The sequence below is a fragment of the Lentzea albida genome, assembly GCF_900111005.1.
GTDB lineage: Bacteria > Actinomycetota > Actinomycetes > Mycobacteriales > Pseudonocardiaceae > Lentzea > Lentzea albida.
Window position 1 is genome coordinate 107,337 of sequence record NZ_FOFV01000015.1, and the last position, 22,342, is coordinate 129,678.

Below are 22,342 nucleotides of genomic sequence, written 5' to 3' on the forward strand. Positions count from 1 at the left end.
TGCAGACGAGGTCCGACAGTTTCAGTGCGGGCTGAACAGAAAACGTTTGCAGTCGGTGGCTATCCGGTGGAGGTTCTCCAAGCCAGTCAGCAAAGGTGTGAAGGAAAAACGGCAAAAGACCACGATGGTGTGGTCTTGCTACCCCTGACCTGAGCCGCGACCGACTATGAACTGGTGGACCGAGCACTCAGCGTCGCCGCTTTGCTGGATCCCACCCATCAGGTGGTCCCCTTTCACGGCAGAGAATCCGAGCTCCGCTCGCTCGCGCTCTGGCGCGACAGCCCCGTGCCCCAGGCGTCGCTGCTGCTGCACGGCCCGGCCGGCGCGGGCAAGACCAGGCTGCTCCAGCACTTCCGGGACGAGCACTGGGACGATGAGGAGCACGGCAGGCTACTGGTGGTCGACGACGCCGACCGCCTCCCGTGGCAGGACGTCTTCCGGCAGCTGCAGGACACGCTGCGCCACGGTCCGGCGCGCACGCGGGTCCTGCTGGCCGCGCGGACCACGGGGTGGTGGTGGTCCTCCACCCGCCAGCGCATCGCGGACTTCGACCACGAGGTCACCGCCGTCGAGCTGGCGCCGACGCTCGACGGCCGGGAGGAGTCGTTCACGCTCGCCTGCCAGCACTTCGCGAAGCACCTCGACGTCACCGCCCCGGACGAGCCGCCGCCCAACATCGCCCAGGAGACGGTCCTCGACCTGCACATGGCCGCGCTGGCGGTCGTGCACGGCGACCCGTGCGACGTGAACCGCACCCAACTGGTCCGGCAGCTCCTCCAGCGCGACGACGGCACCGCGACCGGCCGCCTCGCCGAGGACCACCTCGCGGTCGCCACCCCCGCCACGCCGGACCCGGACCTGCTCGCCCGAGCCGCCCAGCGGTGGCCGACCCTCAGGCCCGGGCTCGACGAGCTGATCACCGGAGACCCCGGCGTCGTGCACGTCATGGCCCCCGACAGCCTCCGCATCGCCGCCGAGATCGGGTCGATCGCGACCGTGGAGGCCATCGCGCGCAGGATCTTCCGCGACGAGCGCTTCGCCACCGACGCCCTCCCGTCGATCCTCACCCGGCGCCTGGCCGAGCGCGCCGAGGACGTCCTCGACCGCGCCGAGATGTACGGGATGCTCAGCGCCCGCACGATGGTGTGCGGCCTGCGCCAGGAGTCCGTCGAGGCGTCGCAGGCCGAGGTCGCCTGCTACCGCGAGCTCGTCGCGCGGGACCGCGAGAACCGGCCGCTGCTCGCGGACGCGCTGGGCGACCTGGGACTCAGGCTGATCAACGCGCACCGCAACGACGAGGTGCTCGCCGTCTCGGAGGAGGCGATCGACCTCTGGCGCGAGATCGCGGAGGACGACCCGGAGACCGTCCCGCAGCTCGCGTCCGCGCTGGAGCAGATCAGCTACCGCTACCAGGCGCTCGGCCGCGACGAGGACGCGATGACCGCGATCAGCCGCGCCACCCTGCTCTTCCAGGAGCTCGCCAAGAACCACCCGGCGCTCTTCCGCGCCGACTTCGCGCGGGTCGCCGCCGCGATGGCCCGCCGCTTCCACGTCGAGGGCAACAGGCAGCACGCCGCCGACTCGATGCAGCTCTCCATCGCGAACTGGCGGGTGCTCGCCCAGGAGGACCCGCGCTTCGAACCCGAGCTCGCCCGCAACCTCGTCGCGGCCGGCACGATGCTCACCGACCTGGGCAGGGCCGAGGCCGCGAGCGAGACGCTGAGGGAGGCCGTCGACCTCTTCCGCCGCCTCGCCGTCGCCAACCCCGGCACGTTCGGCAAGGAGCTCGCCGAAGCGCTGACGCACCGCAGCAAGGCGTTGCTGGAGCTGGCGGACGACGTCGACGCCGCGCTCACCGCCCGCGAGGCCGTGATGCTGTGGCGGGAGACGGGAGACCTCAAGGGGCTGGCCGCGGCACTGCTCAACGTCGCCCAGGTCGTCGGCGACGTCGGCGCGGCCGAGGAGGCCGTGCGGGTGTACCGGGACCTGGTCGCGCAGGACCTCGTCTGGAACCAGGCGGGACTGGTGATCGCCCTCGCGACCCTCGTCCGCCAGCAGCTCCTGCACGGCCAGGACGGCGACGCGCTGACCACCGCGGACGAATGCCTCGACCTCTGCCGCCGCCTGCCGTCACAGCTCGTCGAGTTCTTCGGCGCGAACCTGGCGCCACCGCTGCAGAACACGGCCCGCGCACTGTCCGATTCGGACCACCACGTCCGCGCGCTGGGCATGTCCGAGTTCACCGTCGGGGTCTGCGCGGCGATCAGGTCGAGGACCGCGCCCACCGTCTACCTCGACGCGCTGCAACGGCACGTGTGCCGGCTTCGGGCCGCGGAACGCAAGGAGGAGGCGCGCGACACGGCGCACACGGCCGTCGTGCTGTGGCACCTGTCCGGCGTCGAGCTCGACCGGCACGTGGACTACGCCGACGCCCTGACGATCTACGGAAAGCTCTGCGCGGAAACGAGGTTCGGGACCGGGAAGGCACTCCGGCTCACCCGCCGCGCGGCCGACATCCTGCGCGAGGTGGGTGAGCCGGTGAAACTGCAGTTCGCCCTGGCGACCGCCGAGGAGCTCAGCTCTTGGTGAGCAGCGACCGCGCGAAGAACGCGACGTTGGCCGGGCGCTCCGCGAGACGGCGCATGAAGTAGCCGTACCACTCGTCGCCGTACGGCAGGTACACGCGCATGCGGTTGCCCTCGCCGGCGATGCGCTTCTGCTCCTCGGGCCGGATGCCGTACAGCATCTGGAACTCATAGGTGTCCTTGGAGCGCGAGGACGCCAGGTCGGCGGCGATCGCGATCAGGCGCGGGTCGTGCGATGCCACCATCGGGTAGCCCTGACCCTCCATGAGGATCTTCAGGCACCGCACGTACGACAGGTCGACGTCGTGCTTGTCCTGGTATGCAACGGAAGCAGGCTCCTGGTAGGCGCCCTTGCACAGCCGCACGCGCGAACCGGAGTGCGCGAGGTCGCGGCAGTCCTGCTCGGTCCGGCGGAGGTAGGCCTGCAGCACCGCGCCGACCCACGGGAAGTCCACCCGCAGCTCCCGCAGGATGCCCAGCGTGGAGTCCGTGGTGGTGTGGTCCTCCATGTCGAGCGTCACGGTCGTGCCGACGACAGCGGCGGCGGCACAGATGCGCCGGGCGTTCTCCAGCGCGATCTTCTCGCCGTCCACGGCCAGCGACTGACCGACGGCCGACAGCTTCACCGACACCTCGGCGCCCTCGGTGAGCCCGTGCGACTCCAGCCGCGACAGCAGCGTCAGGTACGCCTCGACGGTGTCGTTCGCCTGCGACTCCTCGAAGGTGTCCTCACCGAGGTGGTCGAGGGTGACCAGACGGCCGTCACCGAGCACCTCGGCGGTCGCCCGGATCGCGGACGAGACGTCGTCACCGGCGATGAACCGGTCGACGACCGGCCGGGTCAGCGGCGTCGACTCGACGAGCTTGCGGGCACCCGCGCTGCGGGACGCCAGAAGGAGACTGGAGCGCAACATAGGTTCACGTCCTCAGGGTGTGAAAGGTGAGGGGAACGTCGATGTGCTTGTGGCGCAACGACGTTCCCCTCACTCAGGAGGGCCGGATCTAGCCCTGGTGCGGGTGGAGGTGGGAGGTGGGCGCCGCGAAGGTCTCCTTGATGGAGCGCGGGCTGACCCAGCGGAGCAGGTTGTGGACCGACCCCGCCTTGTCGTTCGTGCCGGACGCGCGGCCGCCGCCGAACGGCTGCTGGCCCACGACGGCACCGGTGGGCTTGTCGTTGACGTAGAAGTTGCCGGCGGCGAACCGCAGCTCCTCCTGCGCGTGCGCCACGGCGGCGCGGTCACGGGCGATGATCGAGCCGGTCAGGCCGTACGGCGCCGCGCTCTCCATCTGCTTGAGCACGGTCAGGTAGTCCGCGTCCTCGAACACGTGGATCGCGAGCACCGGACCGAAGAACTCGGTGGTGAACACGGAGTTCGCGGGGTCGGAGCCGAGCAGCACGGTCGGCCGGACGAAGAAGCCGTCCGAGTCGTCCGCGGTGCCGCCGGCCGCGATCTCGAGCGACGAGTCGGCGCGAGCGGCCTGCAGCACGCCCGACAGCTTGTCGAACGAACGGCGGTCGATCACCGCGCCACCGAAGTTCGAGAAGTCGGTGACGTCGCCGTAGGTCAGGGCGTTGACCTCGTCGAGGAACCGGTCCTTGATCTTGTTCCACACCGAGCGCGGCACGTAGGCGCGCGACGCGGCGGAGCACTTCTGGCCCTGGTACTCGAAGGCACCGCGGATCAGGGCGACGCGCAGCACGTCCGGGTCGGCCGACGGGTGCGCGAGGACGAAGTCCTTGCCGCCGGTCTCGCCGACGATGCGCGGGTACGAGCGGTAGTTCGCGATGTTCGAGCCGACCTGCGCCCACAGCTTCTGGAACGTCGGCGTGGAGCCGGTGAAGTGGATGCCCGCGAGGTCGGGGGAGTTGAGCGCGACCTCGGACACGGCGAGACCGTCACCGGGCAGCAGGTTGATGACGCCGGGCGGCATGCCCGCCTCTTCCAGCAGCCGCATGGTGAGGTGCGCGGCGAACGACTGGGTCGGCGACGGCTTCCACAGCACCACGTTGCCCATGAGCGCGGGCGCGGTCGGCAGGTTGCCGGCGATGGCGGTGAAGTTGAACGGCGTGATCGCGTAGACGAAGCCCTCGAGCGGACGGTGGTCCGTGCGGTTCCAGACGCCGGGGGAGGAGATCGGCTGCTCGGCCATCAGGTTCCGGGCGAACTGCACGTTGAAGCGCCAGAAGTCGATGAGCTCGCACGCCGAGTCGATCTCCGCCTGGATCGCGGTCTTCGACTGGCCGAGCATCGTGGCCGCGTTCAGGGTGGAGCGCCACGGGCCGGCGAGCAGGTCGGCGGCACGCAGGATGATCGCCGCGCGGTCGTCGAACGACAGCGCGCGCCACGCCGGGGCGGCCTCGCGGGCCGCGGCCAGGGCGTCGACGGTGTCCTGCTGGGTCGCGCCGGCGAGCGTGCCGAGGACCGAGCGGTGGTTGTGCGGCTGGACGACGTCGAAACGCTCACCGCCACCCATGCGCTGCTCGCCACCGATGGTCAGCGTGAGGTCGAGCGGCTCCTTCTGGAGTTCGACCAGCTTGGCCTGCAGTTCAGCGCGCTCCGGGGTACCGGGGGCGTACTGCAGGACCGGCTCGTTGACCGGGGCGGGAACCTGGGTGACCGCGTCCACTCGCAACTCCTTCTGGGCTTGTTCGGTACGCACACCGTAAGTCCGCGCGACCTGGCCCCGGTTGTCCGAACCGCCAAGATTCACCAGGTCAGATGTACGATCGAACAGTGTCGAGCCTCCGCCACGTCCTGATCGCACTCGGCGATCCGCTCGTCGAACTGCAGGTCGCCCCGCAGGGCCTGGAGGTGGACGTGCGCGAGGTGGTGATCGTGGACCCGGACGACCCGCCGGACGTGTCGGCCGGTGATCTCGCCCTGGTCATCGGTGCCCGCGGCCGGGCCGCGTTGCCGCTGATCAGAGCCGCGGGACGGGCGAAAGCGGCGGCCGTCGCGGTCAAAGAGAGTTCACAGGCGCTCGAACAGGCGGCAACGGACGCGGGTGTGGCGTTGCTGGAGGTCCGGCCCGAGGTCCGCTGGGGGCACCTGGAGTCGCTGGCCAAGGGCGTGTTGACCACGACCACCGACGACGGCGAGGTCCTCGGCGACCTGTTCGCGCTCGCGCAAACGATTGCCACCCTGACCGGCGGCATCGTCAGCATCGAGGACACCGCGAGCCGCGTGCTGGCCTACTCCCGCTCGTCCGACGAGGTCGACGAACTGCGCCGCCTCTCGATCCTCGGCCGCCAGGGTCCCGAGCCGTACCTGAAGATGCTGCGCGAGTGGGGCGTCTACAACCTGCTCCGCTCGGGCGAGGAGGTCGTCCGCATCGACGAACGCCCCGAGCTCGGCATCCGCAGGCGCATCGCCGTCGGCATCCACGCGGGGCAGCAGCCGCTCGGCACGATCTGGGTGCAGGAGGGCGACCAGCCGCTGACCGAGCAGGCCGAACGAGCCCTGCTCGGCGCCGCCCGCGTCACCGCCCCGCACCTCATCCAGCAGCGCAACCAGCCCACGTCGAGGTTCCGCGAGAACCTCCTGGCCGCGTTGCTCACCGGCCGGATGGACGCCGCCACGGTCGCCGGCCAGATCGGCGCCGATCCCGGGAAACCCGCCGCCGTCGTGGTGTTCGCGGTCCGCGGCGCCGAGGGCGACCGCAGCGAGCACGAACTCCGCCGCGCCGAGATGACCGGCCTGATCTCCGTGCACGCGGCCGCGTACCGGCGCAGCGCGCTCGTCAGCGAGTCCGGCGGCCGCACCTACGTCCTGCTCCCGGACCTCGCCCCGAACGCCCAGCTCCTGAACCTGACGCGGGAGATCGTCACCACCGCACGCCGCCACCTGCACACGGCGGTGCAGGCCGCGGTCGGCTCCACGGTGTCCACACTGGACGACGCGCGGATCTCCCGCCAGGAGGCCGAACGCGTGCTGGACGCCATGGCCCGCGACCTCGACGCCGAGGTCGCGACGCTCGCCGACGTCCGCTCGCAGGTGCTCGTCAGCGAGATCCTGGCCCTGCTCCAGGACAACCCGAGGATCCGCGATCCCCGGATCGACGCGCTCGACCCGGAACTCGCGAAGTCACTGCTGGCGTACCTCGACGCGTTGGGTGACGTGCGCGCCGCAGCGGACAAGCTGCACGTGCACCCCAACACGTTGAGGTACCGCCTCAAGCGGATCGACCTCGACCTGGACGACCCGCTCGTGCGGTTGATCGCCCAGCTTCAGCTCAGGATGCGGTAGAGCAGCGCGCGTTCCGCGATCGTCCACGTCGTGGTCGTGAGCAGGTACAACCCGGCGGCCAGCGGCAGGTAGGCCGCCACCAGGATCGTCCCGAACGGCAGCACCTTGACCAGCCCGGTCATGAACCCGGGCTGCGGCGGGGCGGTCATCCGCGACTGCTGCCACTTCACGGTCAGATAGGCGACCACGGCCAGCAGCCCGAACAGCACGAAGAACACCCACGCGAAGCCTGTCGTGAAGTGCGAGCCGAGCGAGACGCCGAACAAGGTGCCTTCCAGCAACGGGTTCGGCGTCGTGACCACCTGGTAGATGACCATGAAGAACGGGATGGTCGCGAGCATCGGCAACATGCCCGCGAACATCGACACGCCGTTGCTCTTGTAGACCTTCTGCGACTCCTCCGAGAACCGCATCAGGTCCTTGCCGTACTTCTTCTGCAGCTTCTGGATCTCCGGTGCCAGCTTGGCCTTGGCCTTCTCGCCGCGCACGGCCGCGCGGTAGAAGGGGTGCAGCGCGAGCCGCACGACGATCGTGAACAGAACGATGGCGAGCGCGGGCATGCCGAAGCTCGCCAGGGCAGCGCCCAGGTCAGCGAACAAGGAGGTTTTCTCCGTCTTGAGTTGGGACTTGCGGACGTGTCAGAACGTCCGGCATCCCGGTGCTCGGGGACGGGGTTTCCCTGCCGCGTCGGGGTTTCGCAGACGCAGCTGTGCCGTGCGCTGGGCTCGTTCACGGATCGAGAGCGACCGCGCCGGCGCCACCGACAGCGGCACCAGCGCGACGACCACGATCAACGCGAGGGCGAGCGCGGTCACGGCCGCGACGACCTCGGTCGGCGACGAGAACAGCGTGAAGGCGTAGAGGGCGGGCAGGAAGACGGCGAGCACGAGCATCGCCCGCTGCTTGGTCTCCGGCCGCCACATGCCTCGCAGCCTACCTGTGCTTGACCGGAATCGGGGCGGTCTGCAGGACAACGCCCGCTTCGTCGAGGAGCCTGACGTCCTTCGGCCTGCCCAGGCTCGGCCACCAGGCCAGAACCCGGCCGTTGCCGATGGTCGCGGTCACCTCCAGCCCGTCCTCGGTGCTGATGACCACCTTGCCGACCGCGCGGCTCACCCGTCCGTTCAGGACGGTCATGGCGTTGCGACCGCCCACGTCGTGCATGCCCACGACCGGGGAGAAGTCGGCGAACAGCCTGTCGCCGAGCGGTTCCTGGTTCTGGAGGTCCCCCCTTCCGCTCCCGCCGACGCCCGCCGGTGTCCGCAGGCACAGCATCTCGGACTCCGGACCGATGTACTGGACCATCGTCATGTCTCCGCGCTGGTCGACGACGGCCACGTCCCGGGGAGCAGGCCAGTCCGGCCCGTTCACCCCCCGTTCGGCGTCGTGCCGGTCGAGCGTCTTCCCGCAGTCCGCCAGCACGGGTGCCAGGTCGCCGGGGGCCCGCGGTTCGGCGGTCCACGACGCGGAGGCGTCCTGGTTCGTCGGTGTCCACAGCACCAGCGTCACGGCCACGGCGGCCACGAGAGCCGTCGCGGGCACCGTGAAGCGCCACCACCGGCGGGACGGCTTCGCGCCGATCTCGTTCAGCAGCGCGTGCTTGCGGACCTGCAACCGCATCGGGTCGAGCTGCGGGATGTCGGGCGTGATGTTCACAGTGCCTCCTCCACCAGTGCGCCACGCACGGTGCGTTGCGCGCGAGCGAGTCGGGACTTCACCGTGCCGACCGGGATGCCGAGCACCTGGGCGATCTGCGCCTGGGACAGGTCCGACCACGCGGACATCTCCAGCACCTCCCGGTCCCCGGCGGGCAGGTTCTCCAGCTCCGCGATCACCGCCCGTGTCCTGGCCTCCGCGTCCACGCGCCGTGCGACGTCATCGGCGTGGTCGTCGTCCGATCCGTGCGGCGGAACCTTGCCCAGCGCGGCCTTGTACCGCGTGCGGGCGCGTTGGTGGTTGCGAGTGGCGCCCAGGGCGACGGTGTACAGCCACGGCAGCAAGGACTCCTCGACCGTCACGGACGTGCGTTTGCGCCAGGTCTCCATGAACACCACGGACACCAGGTCCTCGGCCACCGCCCACGTACCGGTGCGGCGCAGGCAGTAGGCGAACACGGCTTGGGCGTGGCGTTCGAACAGCAGCCCGAACGCATCGCCGTCACCGGCCCGGACCTGCCCCCAGAGTTCTTCGTCGGTCACGGACCCTCCTCTCTGCTCCACTCATGTCCGCAGAGAGGCGTCCGGTTCACGACTCGACCAGACCCGGCCGTTCGGGGTGGTCGTAGCGCACGAAGAGGTCGGCCACCGGGTCGTAGTCGTCGAACGCCGGCAGCGTCCACTCCTCTTCCGTCTTGCGCTTCAGCGCGCCGGGGGAGAGCCAGAGGTGCACGGTCAGCTCGGCGGGCAGCCAGCGGTCGAGCATCAGGGTGCCGTCGACGAGCACGACGCCGTTCTCCGGCAGGTCGACGTACTCGGCGCGACTGGCGCGGTCGGTGGCCGCGTTCCACAGCGACGGCAGCACCCTGCCGTCCAGCGCCGGGTCGAGCACCTCGCGTTGCAGGCCCTTGTAGTCGAACCAGTCGTGCCGGTACGAGTACGAGTCGGTGCGACCGTGCTCGAGCCGCACCGAGGCCGGGCGCAGGAAGTCGTCGAGGGACACCCGCTGCACCGCGCGACCCAAGGCGCGCAACGGTTCCACGACGGCGTCGGCGAGCCTGCCGGGTTCGGCGGCGGGTGCGCCGTCGACCAGCACGCGCACCCGTCCGTCGACCTCCGACACCTGGCCGACGATCTCGTCGACGAGCGTGCCGAACGTGAGCGGCCTGACCTTCACGGCGTCCACGCCGCCCAGGCCGGGTCCCACCAGACGTCCCCGGAGGCCAGCATCTTCTCGATCTTCGACGCCTCGGCCCTGATCGCCTCGGCCTCGGCCGCCGAGTACTTGCCGGACTCCACCTGCTCCTCGAACTCGTCGAGGTCGCGCTGCGCCCACGTGCCGTCCGGGGCGACGGTGTAGTCGAGCGCGTGGTCGAGCGTCTCGAACCCGTCCTCGACGCGGCGGTACGGCGCCTGCAGGTTCAGGTAGTAGTTGCCGAAGACCCGGTTCTCGCCCTTCCAGAACAGGTCGACGGAGTAGGCGTCCTGCGGGCGATGCAGCATGAGCTTGCCGTGGCCGCGCCAGAAGCCGCGGTCCGGCTTGTCCCACGGGTGCGGGTGGTGGTGGTCGGGGTAGGTGAGCCGCGTGCCGGGCTCCACGAACACCGCGAGCAGCCCCGGCTCGTCGACGACCACCCTGGTCGGCATCTCCGACCAGACCTTGCCGTGCAGCACCTCGCGCCGCACCACGACCTCACCCGGCGCGAACAACCTCATGCGCCGAACTTACGTGATCACGCTCGGCCGCGTCCTCGGCCATCATCTTCCGCTTGAGCGGCGGCACGGCGTTGGTCACGCGCAGGAACGTCCGCGAGAACGCTGCCGCGACCCGTCCGATCACGGGCTTGTGGACGAGGCTGCGGCCGTCCATCATCGCGCGCGACGCCTCCACGGCCTGGAAGCCGTACTCGACCATCTCCCGCTCGTACTCGCCGACGGCCTGCACGACGTCCTTGCCCCCGGCGGCCTCGGTGAGCTTGCGGGACAACAGTTCCGCGTCCCGCAGCGCCGTGTTCGCGCCGATGCCGCGGCCGGGCGTCATGAGGTGCACCGAGTCGCCGATCATCGTGACGTTGCTCGGCCGCCACGGCTCCAGCCGTTCGGACGTGCGGATCTTGATCTGGAACACGGTCTCCGGCGTGGCCAGCGCGAACAGCTTCCGCAGGTCCGGGTGGAACCGCGGGGTCAGGTTCAGCACGACCTGCTTGAGCTCGGCCTGGCTCATGCCCTTCAAGTCCGGGAACTTGTCGTGCGAGGCCGTGTAGCCCCACATGATGTAGTCGTCCTCGACGCCGGTGCCGTCGAAGCGCATGACGTGCAGGATCACGAACTCGCCGCGCGGCCCGAACAGCAGCGTGATGCCGCCGTCGGCCAGCGGGGGCAGCAGCTTCGCGTTCTCCTCGGTCAGCGGCAGCTTGCCGGCGATGGACGTGATGCCCGTGTCGACCACCTTGGCGTGCGGCAGGTGCTGCCGGCGCACCTTCGACTGCGCGCCGTCCGCCCCCACCAGCACGTCGCCGGTCTCGGACGTGCCGTCGTCGAAGAACGCCGTGACCGTGCCGTCGTCGTTCTGGGCGAAGTGCGTGAAGGTCTTGCCGAACCGCACGACGTCTTCCAGGCCGCCGAGCAACGCCGTGCGCATCGCGATCCGGCTGACCGACTTCTCGCTGCGGCTGTCGTCGCGGTCCGTGTCGATCTCGCCGACCAGCAGTTCCTTGTACTTCTCGGTCCGCATGACGATGTGCCGCGGTGGCCGGGCGGTGGTGCGGACGAACTCGGCGAACACCTCCGGCGGCAGGCAGTTGTGCAGCGCCTTGCTGCCGTCCGGGCTGATCCCGACGCGGTAGCCGACCAGCATGCTGCGCGGTGTCCGGTCGCGTTCGAAGACGGCGACGTCCACGCCGCCCTTCTTCAGGCCGTGCGCCAGGCACAGACCGCCGGTCCCCGCTCCGATGACGAGTACGCGCATGACAACCTCCCCCTCTACTAAGTCTCTTAGTGGGGAAGATATTAAGTTCTTGAGAGTCTTGTCAATCGTCCTGACCGAGTCTCCGGAGACGCGCGGTGGCGAGCGCGAGCCTGACGTCGTCCGGTGCGAGCAGCTTGACCAGCTGTTCCAGGGCCTCGACGTCGTGTTCTCCCGAGTCGGTCTGGGTGAACGCCCAGAGCGCGTTGCCGTCGCCGCGCTGCAGGACCGCCTTGCGCACGCTGGTCGCCAGGTCGTCCCGCTCGGCCAGCACCACGGGCGCCTCGGAGCGCCGCAGCAGCGAACCGCGGTACCGGCTCGCGGCCAGCGGCACGTCGGCGGCCTTCAACGCGGTCCGGACGGCGAGGAAGTCGGCCTCGACGTCCGCGGTGAGCCGGTACGGCCTGGTCGCGAGCACGTCCGGCCCCAGTTGGGCGCGCAGCCGGTGCAGCTCCGCGCGCACCGTCGTCGGGTTGCCGCGCTCGCCGTAGAGCCGCAACGCGAGCTGGTCGGCGGTCAGCCTGCCGTGCAATGCCAGCGCGCACAGGATCTCGGCGTGCCGCGACGAGATCGGCACCTCCCGGCCGTCCAGCACCACCTTGGGCTCGGGCAGCAGGAACGACAGCGACAGCACGCTGCGCCGCACGTGCCGCTGCCGCGGGATGCGCAGCAGGTAGCCGTCGGACAGCGGTTCGAGCACCGCCTCGCGGCCGTCGGGCAGTTCGACCCGGTCCGCGGACACGTCGACGCGCGAGGGGAGCAGCCCGTACGGCTCGACGGCGACGACCCGGCCCGTCTGGCTGAGCAGCGCGCCGGGCTCCCCGCGCAACGCGATCAGGTGCCGCATGTTGCGCGACCGCAGCTCCTCGTCCTGCGAGTGCATGCGCGTGAGCATCTCCAGCTCCGCGAGGCGCGCCGAGGCCGACACCAGCGCCACCATCGAGGGGTGGACGGTCTCGATCGGGCCGCTGAGGTCGACGACCCCGATCGTGGTCCCCGAATCGGGGTCGCGGATCGGGCTCGCCGCGCAGGTCCAGTGGTGGTAGGTCCGCACGAGGTGCTCGGCCGAGTGGACCGTGACGGGCGAGTTCAACGCCAGCGCGGTGCCCATCCCGTTCGTGCCCGCCGCACCCTCCGACCAGAGCGTTCCCTCCGCCAGGCCGACGTTCTCCGCGTAGCTGCGGGTGCCCTTGGAGCCCTCGCACCACAGGATGTGGCCCTGGGCGTCCGCGACGACCATGATGTGCCCGGCCTCCTCCGCGAAGCCCAGCAGCGTCTCGCGCAGCAACGGCAGCATCGGGTGCAGCGGGTGCCTCTCGCGCAGGTCGGAGAGCTCGTCGGCGGCGAAGACGGTCGGCGCGGTGTGCAGGTCCGGGTCGACGTTGGCCGCGAGTGACCGCTGCCACGACGCGGAAATCACCGAGCGTGGCAAATCAACCGTGGGAGTACCACTCAACACGGCATCTCTGACTCTGCTCAGCAACAGTCTGTGTTGCCCGGGTTCGTGGGCCACCGATCCATCCACGGCTTGCAACGAGCATGCAACGTTCTGCTGCCTACTTTCTCATTTTCCCCACCCCGCTTGCGCGGTGGGCCGTCTCTGGCAGGGAGTCGAGGATGACGCAGTACGCGGCGCCGGGGCAGCCCGGCAGCGTGGTCGCGTACCGGGCGAGGTACGACCACTTCATCGGCGGCGACCACGTGTCGCCCGTGAGCGGCGAGTACGTGGAGAACGTCACCCCGGTGACCGGTGAGGTGTTCACCGAGGTCGCCCGCGGCACCGACGCCGACCGCGCCCGTGCGTTGCACGCGGCCAGCGGCGCCGCACGCGCGTGGGGCGCCACCACGGCCCGAGAGCGCGCCACCGTGCTGTGCGAGATCGCCGACCGCATCGAGGAGCACGCGACCGAGCTCGCCGTCGCCGAGACGTGGGACAACGGCAAGCCGGTCCGCGAGGCCCTGGTCGCCGACGTGCCGATGGTGATCGAGCTGTTCCGCCAGTTCGCCGCCGTCATCCGCGCCGAGAGCGGCGAGGTCGAGCAGCTGGGCCGCAGCACCTGCGAGTACCGCTCGTACCAGCCGCTCGGCGTGGTGCACGAGCGCCTCTCGTGGACGTTCCCGCTGCTCAACGCGTGCCGCGTGCTCGCACCGGCGCTGGCCGCCGGCAACGCCGTGGTGCTGGAGCCCGCGCTGCAGACGCCGGCCTCGATCCACGTGCTGATGAACGTGGTCGCCGACCTGCTGCCGCCCGGTGTCGTCAACGTCGTCACCGGCTCCGACGACCACCCGGTCGTCATCGGTCGTTGCCCGAACATCTTCTTCGCCGACGTCACGGCGCAGCGCGACAGCTTCCTGGACAAGGCGCTGGAGGGCTTCGCGATGTTCGCGGCCAACCAGGGCGAGATCGCCACGGCCCCGTCGCGCGCGTTGATCCAGACCGCCGCCTACGAGCAACTTCTGCACCTCGCGACCGTGCGCACGCAGGCGTTGAGCGTGGGCGACCCGCTCGACACCGACACCATGGTCGGCGCCGTCGTGAGCCTCGCACAGCGCGATCGCGTTCTTGCGTACGTGGAGCGCGGCAAGGCCGAGGGCGCGCGCCTGGTGACCGGTGGCGAGGCCTCGGGCCACTACGTCCAGCCGACGATCTTCGAGGGCGACCACCGCTCGGCCGTGTTCGCCGACGCCGTCCTCGGTCCGGTCGTGTCGGTCACGAGGTTCGACGACCGCGACGACGCCCTGAAGATCGCCAACGAGGCCACCGCCCAGCTCGGCGCCGGCATCTGGTCCCGCGACCTGGCGCTGGCGCACAACGTCGGCCACGACCTGCGCGCCGAACGGGTGTGGGTCAACAACTACTACGCGTACCCGGCGAACACGGCCGTGCTCGCCGACTACCGCCGCGTGAAGCACCTGGTGGTCAGCTACTCCGACCGAGGGCAGGGGTACTTCTAGTCCTTCCAGGGCACCTGCTTGCCGGCGTGGAAGTTGATGCCCTTGACCCTCCACCGCGGGGCCTGCGCGCCGAGCCGTCGCGCGAAGGCGTCCCAGTCGTGGACCTCCGCCGGCGCCCAGCCGAGTTCCGCGGCCACCGGGAGCCGCGGGAACGCCAGGTGCTCGACGTCCGCGGAGGTCAGGACGGTCTCCGTCCACAGTGGAGCCTCGACGCCGAGGACGTCCTCCTCGGTCACGCCATCCAGGTAGGCGCCGGGGTTCCAGTCGTAGGAGTCTCGGACGTCGACCAGGCCCGCCCACTTCAGGCCCAGTTCGGTGTCCTCGTCGTACTTCATGTCGAGGTAGACGCGGTTCCCAGGCGACATGATGACCTTGTGGCCCCGCTTCACCGCGGCGGCCACGTTGTCGTCGGTCGTCGTGGTGCCCCAGAACTGCGGGATCGCCTCGGGGTTCTCGCTGGTCTTGACGAACTCGTGCCAGCCGATGACCGTCTTGCCGTACTTCTCCACGAGCGGCAGCACACGGCTCATGAACGTCGCGTAGTCCTCGTCGGAGGTCGTCAGCGCCTCGTCACCGCCGATGTGGAGGTACGGCCCGGGGGTGATCGCGGCGATCTCGCGGATCACGTCCTCGACGAACCGGTACGTGACGTCGTCGTTGATGGCCAACGAGCTGAAGCCGACGTCGATGCCGGTGTAGAGCGGGCGCTTCTCGCCGTCCCCGTTGAGCTCGGCGTAGCTCGCCTGGGCGGCGTTGGTGTGGCCCGGCATGTCGAACTCCGGGATGACCGTGATGCCCCTGGCCTGGGCGTAGGTGACCAGGTCGCGGTACTCGTCCTGGGTGTAGAAGAACCTGCCCGTGCGGCCGCCCACCTCCGTGCTGCCGCCGATGGTCGTGAGCTCGGGCCAGCTCTGGATCTCCAGGCGCCAGCCCTGGTCGTCGGTGAGGTGGAGGTGGAAGTAGTTGATCTTGAACGCGGCGACCTGGTCGATGTAGCGCTTGACCTGGTCCGGGGTGAAGAAGTGCCGCGTGACGTCGAGCATCGCGCCGCGGTGGTGGTACCGGGGGTGGTCGAGGACGCTCACCCCCGGGATCTGCCACTCGACGTGCTGCTCGGTCTCGGCCTCGATCTCGGCCGGGAGGAGTTGGCGGAGGGTCTGGACGCCGTTGAAGTGGCCTGCCGCGGAGTTCGCCCGGATGGTGATCCGGGTTTCGGTGACGTCCAGCAGGTAGCCCTCTTGGCCGATTTCCGCGGGTGCGCCGTCGGTCAGGACGATGCCCTCGTCCGCCGTGGTGTGCTCGATCGGCAGGGCGAAACCCGTGGAGGGGCGCAGGATCGAGGCCAGCAGTTCGGCTGCGGCTGTTGCGTCCTCGGAGGTCGCGTGGATCTTGGTGTTCGGCGTCAGGGTGAAGGTGACGTCGGGCTCGGGCTCCACCCGGACCGGGTGGGGGAGCAACTCCTGCAGACGGCCAGCTGTCTCGGTCACCAGCACTCCTGATCCGGCGATCGCCGCCACCGCTGCTGGTGGCGGCCTTCGATCACCGTTTCAGGAGGCCGGTTTCGGTGTCAAGGTTCAGACCAATTTCGGGTGCGCCGGTGGTCGCGTCGCGTGATCAGGCGTGCCCGTGCGTCAGAGGTGCTCCTTGCTCAGCTTGCGCCACAGGGCGGGCAGCGCCGCCTCCGTCCTGTGCGCCAGCTCCACCTCCTTGCCGTACAACAGGCCGAACGTGAACCCGTTCTCGTCGCCCCGCCCCAGTGCCAGCAGGACCGGGCGGGCGACCACCGAGTCCTGGTGGTCGCCCAGCAGCGTCTGCACGTCCTTGGCGCGCTTGCGCAGGGCCTTGGCGTGCTTGCCCAGCGCGGGTTCCGCGACCTCTGCCGAGTAGCGCAGGCGCTTGGCCGCCTTGCGGGCCTCGTGCAGCGGTTCGTCGCCGTCGTTCTCGCCCAGCGCCGCTTCGATGCGGACGTCCAGGCGGTGGCGCGCCTTCTCCACGAGGGCCGGGAGGACGTCCTTCGCCTTGCCCGCGGCCTTGGAAGTCAGGGGCGGCGAGGTCAGCAGCTCGTCGATGGAGTTCAGCAGGGCGAAGTAGCGCTCGCTGTCCAGCGCGGCGACGGAGTCCTTGTGCGCCTGGGCTTCCAGCGGGGCGAAGTAGCGGGTCATGCGGGCGGCCACGTCACCCAGGGCCAGTTCCGGCGGGAGGGCGTGCAGGCCGTCCTCGAAACGCTTGCGGAGGACCTCGAGGTCTCGCGAGGTGCCGAGGACCGAGGCGAGCCACTTCAGTTCGTCGGTGAGGGCTCGGGTCTGCTCGCGGTCGACGATCTTGCCGAAGGCCTGGAGGGCCGAGCGCATGCGGCGGGTGGCCACGCGCATCTGGTGGACGGCGTCGTGCTCGTCGCGGCGGACGCGCGGGTCCTGGTTCTGCAGGGCCGCCCGCTGTTCGTAGAGGTACGCGAGGACCACGTCGCCCGCCGTCGGCTTCTTGCCCAGGGTGGGGCCGGAGTCCCGCTTCACGCCGATCACCTGGGAGAGCTTGGACTTCGACGACGACGGGTGGATGCCCGCGTCGCCCAGGTGGCGTTCGACGGTGTCGAGCAGCTCGCGGTCGCCGCTCTCGCCGAGCTCCACCTCGATCTCGCGCCACGAGGTGGTCGTGGTGGAGGAGCCCATGGTCTGGGCGGTGACCACGTCGTCGACGACCTCGGCCAGCATCTCGCCCTGGCCGTTCGAGAGCTGCCAGCGGCGGCGGTTCGTGCGGATCTCGGCCACGGGCGTGAGGCTCTGGCCTCGGGTGTGGGCGCGGACCAACGAGGAGAGGTCCTTCGGGGGCTTCTTCACCGTGCGGCCGAGAGGAACGCGGACCTCCTGACGGGAGTCCTCACCCGCTGGCAGCTTGAGGTGCCAGCCCTCGTCCGAGCCGCCCGTCCTCCGGCGCAGGGTCACGCCCGCGCGGGCCAGGCGGTAGTCGTCGGTGTCGAAGTACGTGGCTTCGAGGTCGAACTCTTCCGGTCCGGTCGCCACGCCGGTGATCTCTGTGAGGTCCGGCAGACTCGCGTCCGATGGTGCCTCGTACTTGCGTTCGGTCTCAGTAACGGAGGTCGCCATTTTCTATTAATACCTCGTTTTGTCCGGGTTCACCCAGCGTCGTGACGGTGCGTGAGGGGTGGTGCCACGGGTGGGCGGAACCACGCCTCGAATGCGTGTATTGGGCGGGTACCCGCTTTGCGCGGTCCTCAGTGTCCGGTTCGCTGGTCGCGTGCCCACGGAGAAGGAACGGCTCGACGTGGTCGAGCCGCAGATCGCCACCCTGATCAGCCACGTCGGTCAACTCGGCGCCGAGCTCGAGCGCGTCACGGCCCGGCTGACCGTGCTGGAGCGGCGGCTCTCCGGTGCCGGCGACGGGCCGCTGGTGGACCTCGACGCCGTGGCCGGCGACGTCGAGCCGGTGGTCGAGGCGCTGCGCAAGGCGTGGGACGCCGAGCAGGAGATCCTCTCCGGCCCCGCGCGCGTCGAGCTCAGGCAGGAGGTGCTCGAGTTCGACGGCCTCAAGGCCCGCCGCGACGACGCGCGGTCCAAGTTGGACGGTGGGCGGGTGCCGCGGTTCGAGCGGGACGCGCTGTCGCACGAGGTGCGGCAGATGGAGTGGCTGATCAACGCGAACGAGGCGAGCGCGCGGCGGGCGGCGGAGCGGCTGGAGGCCGACGAGGACGCCTCCGGTGAGGAGTGGCGCACCGAGGCCGTGCTCGCGGGCGACAAGGCGCGTGAGGAGATCAAGGACGCGGCCGCGCGGCGCATCTCCGACGCGCTCGGCCAGTACGCGCGCATGCCCGTGTGGTTCCGCGTCGGACTGGGTGAGATCCCCACGCCGGACCCGTCGTTCTGGCTCGAGTCTGCGATCGCCGTGCTCGCGTACCGGCTGGAGTACGGCGTCACGGACGCGGTCACGCCGCTCGGCACGCCACCGTCCGCCGCGTCCGGCAGCCAGAACTGGGTGCGCCGCGCGAACGTCCACGCCGACATCACCGACCGCCTCACGACGCTGGCCGCGACCTTCCACCTGCAGTAGCGGGCGGCGATCAGCCCGAGCGCTGCGGCACCAGGTTCCCGCCGACCATCGTCGCCAGCACCGGGATGTCCGCGATCGCGTCGCTCGTGCGCGGGTCCTCGCCGAGCACGACGAGGTCCGCGAGCTTGCCGGGCGTGAGGCTGCCCAGCACGTCCTCCTTGCGGCACGCGTAGGCGCCGCCGAGCGTGTACGCGCGGATCGCCTCCTCGACGGTGACCGCCTCGTCCGGACCGACCGCCCGGCCACCGGACGAGCGCCGCCGCACCATGAACTCGATGGCGCGCAACGGCGCCCCGTCCGCGACGGGCCGGTCGGAACTGCCCGCGACGGTGATGCCGTGGTCGAGGAACGAGCGCCCGCGGTACATCCACGGCGCCCGCCGGGGGCCCATGATCTCGCTGTAGTCGTCGCCGTAGGCGTGCAGGAACGTCGGCTGGACGACGGGGATCATGCCGAGCTCCGCGATCCGGCCGAGCTGGTCGGGACGGACGAGCCCGCAGTGCTCGATGCGGTGCCGGGCGTCGGCGCGCGGCCGTTGCCGCTGGGCCTCGGCCACCGCGTCCAGGGTGAAGTCGATGGCGCGGTCACCGATCGCGTGGATCGCGAGCTGCCAGCCCGCGCGGTGCCCGTCGAGGATCGCCGCCCGCATGAACTCCTCGGACTCGGCGAGCTGACCGGAGTTGTCCGTGCCCGCGTACGGCTCGGTCAACGCGGCCGTGCGCGCGATCATGCCGCCGTCGGTCCACAGCTTCATGGCGCCCAACGACAGCATGTCGTCGCCGAAGCCCGTGTGCAGGCCCAGGTCGATCGCGCGCGGGATCCCGTCGGCCGGGTCGGCGGCGACGTCGTGCAGGACGTACGCGGACACCATGAGCTGCACGCGGATCGGCAGCCGGGCGCGCTGGTACGCGGCCGCTTCCAGGGGACTGCTGGCGATCAGGCCCGCGCCGATGCCCGCCTCCGCGCACGTCGTCACGCCCTCGGCCAGCACCTGCCCGGCACTCGTCCGCAGTTCGGCGACGATCTCGTCGAGCGAGTACGGCAGTCGCAACGTGCGCGCGGCCAGTTGCTCGTTCTCGGTCAGCCAGCCGTCGCTCGTGATGCCTGGGAGTTGGCGCAGCACGACGGAGTTGACGACGCACGCGTGCCCGGACAGGTCGGCCACGTACACGGGCCTGCCGCCGCTGATGCCGTCGAGGTCGGTGGCGGTGAGCGGGCGGTCCATGATCCGCGGGTCGTACCCGGACGCCTCGATCCACCCGGTGCCGGGAGCGCCGGCGAGCCGGTCGAGGACCCCGGACACCGTCGCCAGTCCGGTGACGTCGATCGTGCGGCGGCCGTTCCACGCGAGGTGGGTGTGGGCGTCGATGAAACCGGGCAGCACCACGGCGCCGCCCAGGTCGACGGTCTCGGCGGCGGGCAGGCCCTCGACCTGCTCGTCCAGCCCGGCGATGCGGCCCTGCCAGATGCCGATCGTGTGCGCGGCGGGGCGTGCCGGGTCCATCGTGAGGGCCCGGCAGCCCGTCAGCTTGAGGTCGAGTTGCACCCCGTGAGTCTCTACGCCGTCGCGAGGACCGGCACGGGGGTGTTCGTCAGCACGGACGCCAGGATCTCGCCCGAGCGCACCGCGACGTTGGACAGGAGCGACGACGTGATGCCGTGCGAGTGCTCGGTGCCGCCCTGCAGGTAGATGCCGCCGCGCAACGACGTCTGCACGCGGTAGTCGCGGCCCACGACGAGACGGCCCCTCTGGTCCCGTTCGCACGCCGTCTCGAGAGAGCCGAGCATCGGCGCGGCCTCGTCGTAGCCGGTCGCGAGCAGCACGAGGTCGGTGTCGACGAACTCCTGTTCGCCGGTGACCAGCGACTGGATCACCGCGCGGACGCCCTCCGCGGTCTCCTCGACCGCCACGAGCCGGGTCATCTTCATCATCTTCAGCCGCTCGGTGCCGAGCACCTTCTCCTGGTACGCGGTGCGGTAGAGCTGCGCGATGAGGTCGACATCGACCACGGAGTAGTTGGTGTTGCGGTGGTAGTCCATCAACCGCTGCTTCACCGCGACCGGGGCGTCGTAGTAGTGGTCGACGGCCTCGGGGTCGAAGATCCGGTTCGCGAACGAGCTGTCGTCGGCGGGGGAGTAGCCGTAGCGGGAGAACACCGAGCACACCTCGGCACCGGGGAACTCGCGGTGCAGGTACGCCACGGCCTCGGCGGCGCTCTGCCCGGCACCGACGACGACGCAGCGCTCCGGGTTCTTCAGCTCGCCCACGCGGTGCAGGAACTCGCTGTTGTGCCACACGCGGTCCGACAGCGTGATGCCGTCGGGAACGGACGGCCTGAGTCCGGTGGCGAACACGACGTTGCGGGCGTGGTACACGTCACCAGTGGCCGTCGTCACCTCGAACAGGTCGTCCTGGATCGCTTCCACGCCAACGGCTTCGGTGCCGTACGCGACCACGTCGTCGACCTGCGCGGCGGCCCACTCGAAGTAGTCGTGGAACTCGACGCGCAGCGGGAACAGGTTCTTGTGGTTGACGAAGTCGATCAGCCGGCCGCGGTCCCGGAGGTAGCACAGGAACGAGAAGCGGCTGGTCGGGTTCCTCATGGTGACGAGGTCCTTGAGGAACGACACCTGCATGGTGGCGTCGTCGAGGAGCATGCCCCGATGCCAGCCGAAGGCCTGCTGGCGTTCCAGGAACACCGCGGTGACAGGGGTTTCGGCCTGCTCGTTGTGCTCGGTCAGAGCGATGGCGAGCGCCAGGTTCGAGGGACCGAACCCGATACCGACGATGTCGTAGATCGGATGCATGAGCACCGAACTTAGGGCAGCCTAAGCTTGCTTGGCAAGCCGTCAGTTAGGTTAGCCTGACCGTATCGCACCGAGGTGAAGGAGGACACCCCCATGAGGGTCGTCATGTTCGGGTTCCAGACCTGGGGTCATCGCACCCTGCAGGCACTTTTGGCGTCCGAGCACGAGGTCGTCCTGGTGGTGACCCATCCCAAGGGTGAGGGCGCGTACGAGAAGGTCTGGAGCGATTCGGTCGAGGACCTGGCCCGGGAGAACGGCGTAGACGTGATCGTCCGCGAACGCCCGGAGGACCAGGAGCTGCTCGACGCGCTCAAGGCCGCCGAGCCCGACGTGATCGTCGCCTGCAACTGGCGGACCTGGATCCCGCCGCAGGTCTTCGCGTTGCCCAAGCACGGCACGTTGAACGTGCACGACTCGCTGCTGCCGAAGTACGCGGGCTTCTCGCCGTTGATCTGGGCGCTTCTCAACGACGAGAAGGAAGTCGGCGTGACGGCCCACATGATGGACGACACGCTCGACGCCGGCGACATCGTGCTGCAGCGCTCGGTCCCGGTCGGCCCGCGCGACACGACCGCGGTGCTGTTCGAGAAGACGCTGGAGCTCTTCGGCCCGATCACGGTCGACGGCCTCGCCGAGATCGCGTCCGGCCGCACGGACTTCACCAAGCAGGACCGTTCGCAGGCCTCGTTCTTCCACAAGCGCGCGGAAGAGGACCTGCGCATCGACTTCACCTGGACGGCCGAGGAGCTCGACCGCCTGGTGCGCGCGCAGTGCGCGCCGTACCCCAGCGCGTTCTGCTTCCACCGCGGCCAGCGCCTGGAGGTCATCGAGGCGGACGTCTCCTCCGAGGTCTACGGCGGAACCCCCGGCCGGATCTTCTACCGCGAGGGCGACGGCGTGGCGATCGTCGCGGGGGCCGAGGCGCGGCGCGGCCGCAGCAAGGCGTTGCTGGTCAAGAAGGTTCGCACCGCCGATGGCACCGAGCTCAAGGCGCACGAGTACTTCAAGAACATGGGCGGTTACCTGACTTCCCGTCCCTGACACGACACGCGGAACACGGGC

19 protein-coding genes are annotated in these 22,342 nt (G+C 70.1%); 5 read left to right on the top strand and 14 right to left on the bottom strand.

All coding sequences use genetic code 11. The features are described 5' to 3' along the window. Nucleotides 1-174 precede the first annotated feature (174 nt). Nucleotides 175-2,589 (top strand): tetratricopeptide repeat protein, encoded by a 2,415-nt coding sequence (locus BMY74_RS31460; RefSeq protein ID WP_143091770.1) that lies wholly within the window; start codon nucleotides 175-177, stop codon nucleotides 2,587-2,589. On the opposite strand, the gene BMY74_RS31465 is transcribed toward BMY74_RS31460, so the two are convergent. Continuing rightward, nucleotides 2,576-3,499: a proline dehydrogenase family protein gene (locus BMY74_RS31465; protein ID WP_089922129.1), complete on the bottom strand. Its 924-nt coding sequence runs from the start codon at nucleotides 3,497-3,499 to the stop codon at nucleotides 2,576-2,578. The genes BMY74_RS31460 and BMY74_RS31465 overlap by 14 nt on opposite strands. An 88-nt stretch (nucleotides 3,500-3,587) precedes the next feature. After that, entirely contained in the window at nucleotides 3,588-5,213 is a 1,626-nt protein-coding gene (gene pruA, locus BMY74_RS31470) for an L-glutamate gamma-semialdehyde dehydrogenase (RefSeq protein WP_089922130.1), read from the bottom strand. Nucleotides 5,214-5,305: 92 nt separating this feature from the next. On the opposite strand from pruA, the gene BMY74_RS31475 reads away from it, so the two are divergent. Next, nucleotides 5,306-6,832 (top strand): PucR family transcriptional regulator, encoded by a 1,527-nt coding sequence (locus BMY74_RS31475; protein WP_089922131.1) that lies wholly within the window; start codon nucleotides 5,306-5,308, stop codon nucleotides 6,830-6,832. Here the strand turns inward: BMY74_RS31475 and BMY74_RS31480 are convergent. From BMY74_RS31480 to BMY74_RS31515, 8 genes are all read right to left on the bottom strand, one after another. After that, nucleotides 6,814-7,431, bottom strand: a complete 618-nt coding sequence (locus BMY74_RS31480; protein WP_089922132.1) for a YidC/Oxa1 family membrane protein insertase — start codon at nucleotides 7,429-7,431, stop codon at nucleotides 6,814-6,816. The genes BMY74_RS31475 and BMY74_RS31480 overlap by 19 nt on opposite strands. A 39-nt stretch (nucleotides 7,432-7,470) precedes the next feature. Then, nucleotides 7,471-7,755, bottom strand: a complete 285-nt coding sequence (locus BMY74_RS31485) for a DUF6412 domain-containing protein (protein WP_245786463.1) — start codon at nucleotides 7,753-7,755, stop codon at nucleotides 7,471-7,473. A gap of 10 nt (nucleotides 7,756-7,765) precedes the next feature. Beyond that, the gene (locus tag BMY74_RS31490) at nucleotides 7,766-8,488 is read right to left on the bottom strand and encodes a hypothetical protein (protein WP_089922133.1); all 723 of its coding nucleotides are present in this window, start codon (nucleotides 8,486-8,488) and stop codon (nucleotides 7,766-7,768) included. Continuing rightward, nucleotides 8,485-9,030, bottom strand: coding sequence for an RNA polymerase sigma factor (locus tag BMY74_RS31495; RefSeq protein ID WP_177230010.1), 546 nt, complete (start codon nucleotides 9,028-9,030; stop codon nucleotides 8,485-8,487). The genes BMY74_RS31490 and BMY74_RS31495 overlap by 4 nt, the downstream gene beginning before the upstream one ends. 46 nt (nucleotides 9,031-9,076) lie before the next feature. Beyond that, nucleotides 9,077-9,664 carry a nucleoside/nucleotide kinase family protein gene (locus tag BMY74_RS31500; RefSeq protein ID WP_089922261.1) on the bottom strand — a complete coding sequence of 196 codons (588 nt, stop codon included), beginning with the start codon at nucleotides 9,662-9,664 and terminating at the stop codon, nucleotides 9,077-9,079. After that, the gene (locus BMY74_RS31505) at nucleotides 9,661-10,203 is read right to left on the bottom strand and encodes a ribonuclease FAU-1 family protein (RefSeq protein ID WP_089922135.1); all 543 of its coding nucleotides are present in this window, start codon (nucleotides 10,201-10,203) and stop codon (nucleotides 9,661-9,663) included. The genes BMY74_RS31500 and BMY74_RS31505 overlap by 4 nt, the downstream gene beginning before the upstream one ends. Beyond that, a complete protein-coding gene (locus BMY74_RS31510) occupies nucleotides 10,181-11,455 on the bottom strand; it encodes an FAD-dependent oxidoreductase (protein ID WP_089922136.1) in 1,275 nt (424 codons plus the stop codon). Before BMY74_RS31510 ends, BMY74_RS31505 begins: the two co-directional genes overlap by 23 nt. Before the next feature lie 61 nt (nucleotides 11,456-11,516). Further along, entirely contained in the window at nucleotides 11,517-12,872 is a 1,356-nt protein-coding gene (locus BMY74_RS31515; RefSeq protein WP_245786465.1) for a GAF domain-containing protein, read from the bottom strand. 197 nt (nucleotides 12,873-13,069) lie between these two features. Between BMY74_RS31515 and BMY74_RS31520 the strand changes: the two genes are divergently transcribed. Further along, nucleotides 13,070-14,407: an aldehyde dehydrogenase family protein gene (locus tag BMY74_RS31520; RefSeq protein ID WP_089922138.1), complete on the top strand. Its 1,338-nt coding sequence runs from the start codon at nucleotides 13,070-13,072 to the stop codon at nucleotides 14,405-14,407. Here the strand turns inward: BMY74_RS31520 and BMY74_RS31525 are convergent. After that, the gene (locus BMY74_RS31525; protein WP_245786466.1) at nucleotides 14,404-15,894 is read right to left on the bottom strand and encodes a beta-N-acetylhexosaminidase; all 1,491 of its coding nucleotides are present in this window, start codon (nucleotides 15,892-15,894) and stop codon (nucleotides 14,404-14,406) included. The two genes, BMY74_RS31520 and BMY74_RS31525, sit on opposite strands and share 4 nt — an antisense overlap. A 144-nt stretch (nucleotides 15,895-16,038) precedes the next feature. Continuing rightward, on the bottom strand, nucleotides 16,039-17,511 hold the full coding sequence (locus tag BMY74_RS31530; protein WP_089922140.1) for a CYTH and CHAD domain-containing protein: 1,473 nt from the start codon (nucleotides 17,509-17,511) through the stop codon (nucleotides 16,039-16,041). Between the two features lie 151 nt (nucleotides 17,512-17,662). On the opposite strand from BMY74_RS31530, the gene BMY74_RS31535 reads away from it, so the two are divergent. Next, on the top strand, nucleotides 17,663-18,472 hold the full coding sequence (locus BMY74_RS31535; RefSeq protein WP_089922141.1) for a hypothetical protein: 810 nt from the start codon (nucleotides 17,663-17,665) through the stop codon (nucleotides 18,470-18,472). 10 nt (nucleotides 18,473-18,482) lie between these two features. On the opposite strand, the gene BMY74_RS31540 is transcribed toward BMY74_RS31535, so the two are convergent. Then, nucleotides 18,483-20,018, bottom strand: a complete 1,536-nt coding sequence (locus tag BMY74_RS31540; protein ID WP_218159803.1) for an amidohydrolase — start codon at nucleotides 20,016-20,018, stop codon at nucleotides 18,483-18,485. An 11-nt stretch (nucleotides 20,019-20,029) separates the two neighbouring features. Then, nucleotides 20,030-21,280 (bottom strand): lysine N(6)-hydroxylase/L-ornithine N(5)-oxygenase family protein, encoded by a 1,251-nt coding sequence (locus tag BMY74_RS31545; protein WP_089922263.1) that lies wholly within the window; start codon nucleotides 21,278-21,280, stop codon nucleotides 20,030-20,032. 93 nt (nucleotides 21,281-21,373) lie between these two features. On the opposite strand from BMY74_RS31545, the gene BMY74_RS31550 reads away from it, so the two are divergent. Continuing rightward, nucleotides 21,374-22,321 carry a methionyl-tRNA formyltransferase gene (locus BMY74_RS31550; protein ID WP_089922264.1) on the top strand — a complete coding sequence of 316 codons (948 nt, stop codon included), beginning with the start codon at nucleotides 21,374-21,376 and terminating at the stop codon, nucleotides 22,319-22,321. Nucleotides 22,322-22,342 lie beyond the last annotated feature (21 nt).

What these genes read in the sequence shown, in the direction of transcription:
- BMY74_RS31465 (WP_089922129.1), bottom strand. Translation starts at nt 3,499, where the DNA reads ATGTTGCGCTCCAGTCTCCTTCTGGCGTCCCGCAGCGCGGGTGCCCGC.
- BMY74_RS31475 (WP_089922131.1), top strand. Translation starts at nt 5,306, where the DNA reads ATGTACGATCGAACAGTGTCGAGCCTCCGCCACGTCCTGATCGCACTC.
- BMY74_RS31485 (WP_245786463.1), bottom strand. Translation starts at nt 7,755, where the DNA reads ATGTGGCGGCCGGAGACCAAGCAGCGGGCGATGCTCGTGCTCGCCGTC.
- BMY74_RS31505 (WP_089922135.1), bottom strand. Translation starts at nt 10,203, where the DNA reads ATGAGGTTGTTCGCGCCGGGTGAGGTCGTGGTGCGGCGCGAGGTGCTG.
- BMY74_RS31510 (WP_089922136.1), bottom strand. Translation starts at nt 11,455, where the DNA reads ATGCGCGTACTCGTCATCGGAGCGGGGACCGGCGGTCTGTGCCTGGCG.
- BMY74_RS31520 (WP_089922138.1), top strand. Translation starts at nt 13,070, where the DNA reads ATGACGCAGTACGCGGCGCCGGGGCAGCCCGGCAGCGTGGTCGCGTAC.
- BMY74_RS31530 (WP_089922140.1), bottom strand. Translation starts at nt 17,511, where the DNA reads ATGGCGACCTCCGTTACTGAGACCGAACGCAAGTACGAGGCACCATCG.
- BMY74_RS31545 (WP_089922263.1), bottom strand. Translation starts at nt 21,280, where the DNA reads ATGCATCCGATCTACGACATCGTCGGTATCGGGTTCGGTCCCTCGAAC.
- BMY74_RS31550 (WP_089922264.1), top strand. Translation starts at nt 21,374, where the DNA reads ATGAGGGTCGTCATGTTCGGGTTCCAGACCTGGGGTCATCGCACCCTG.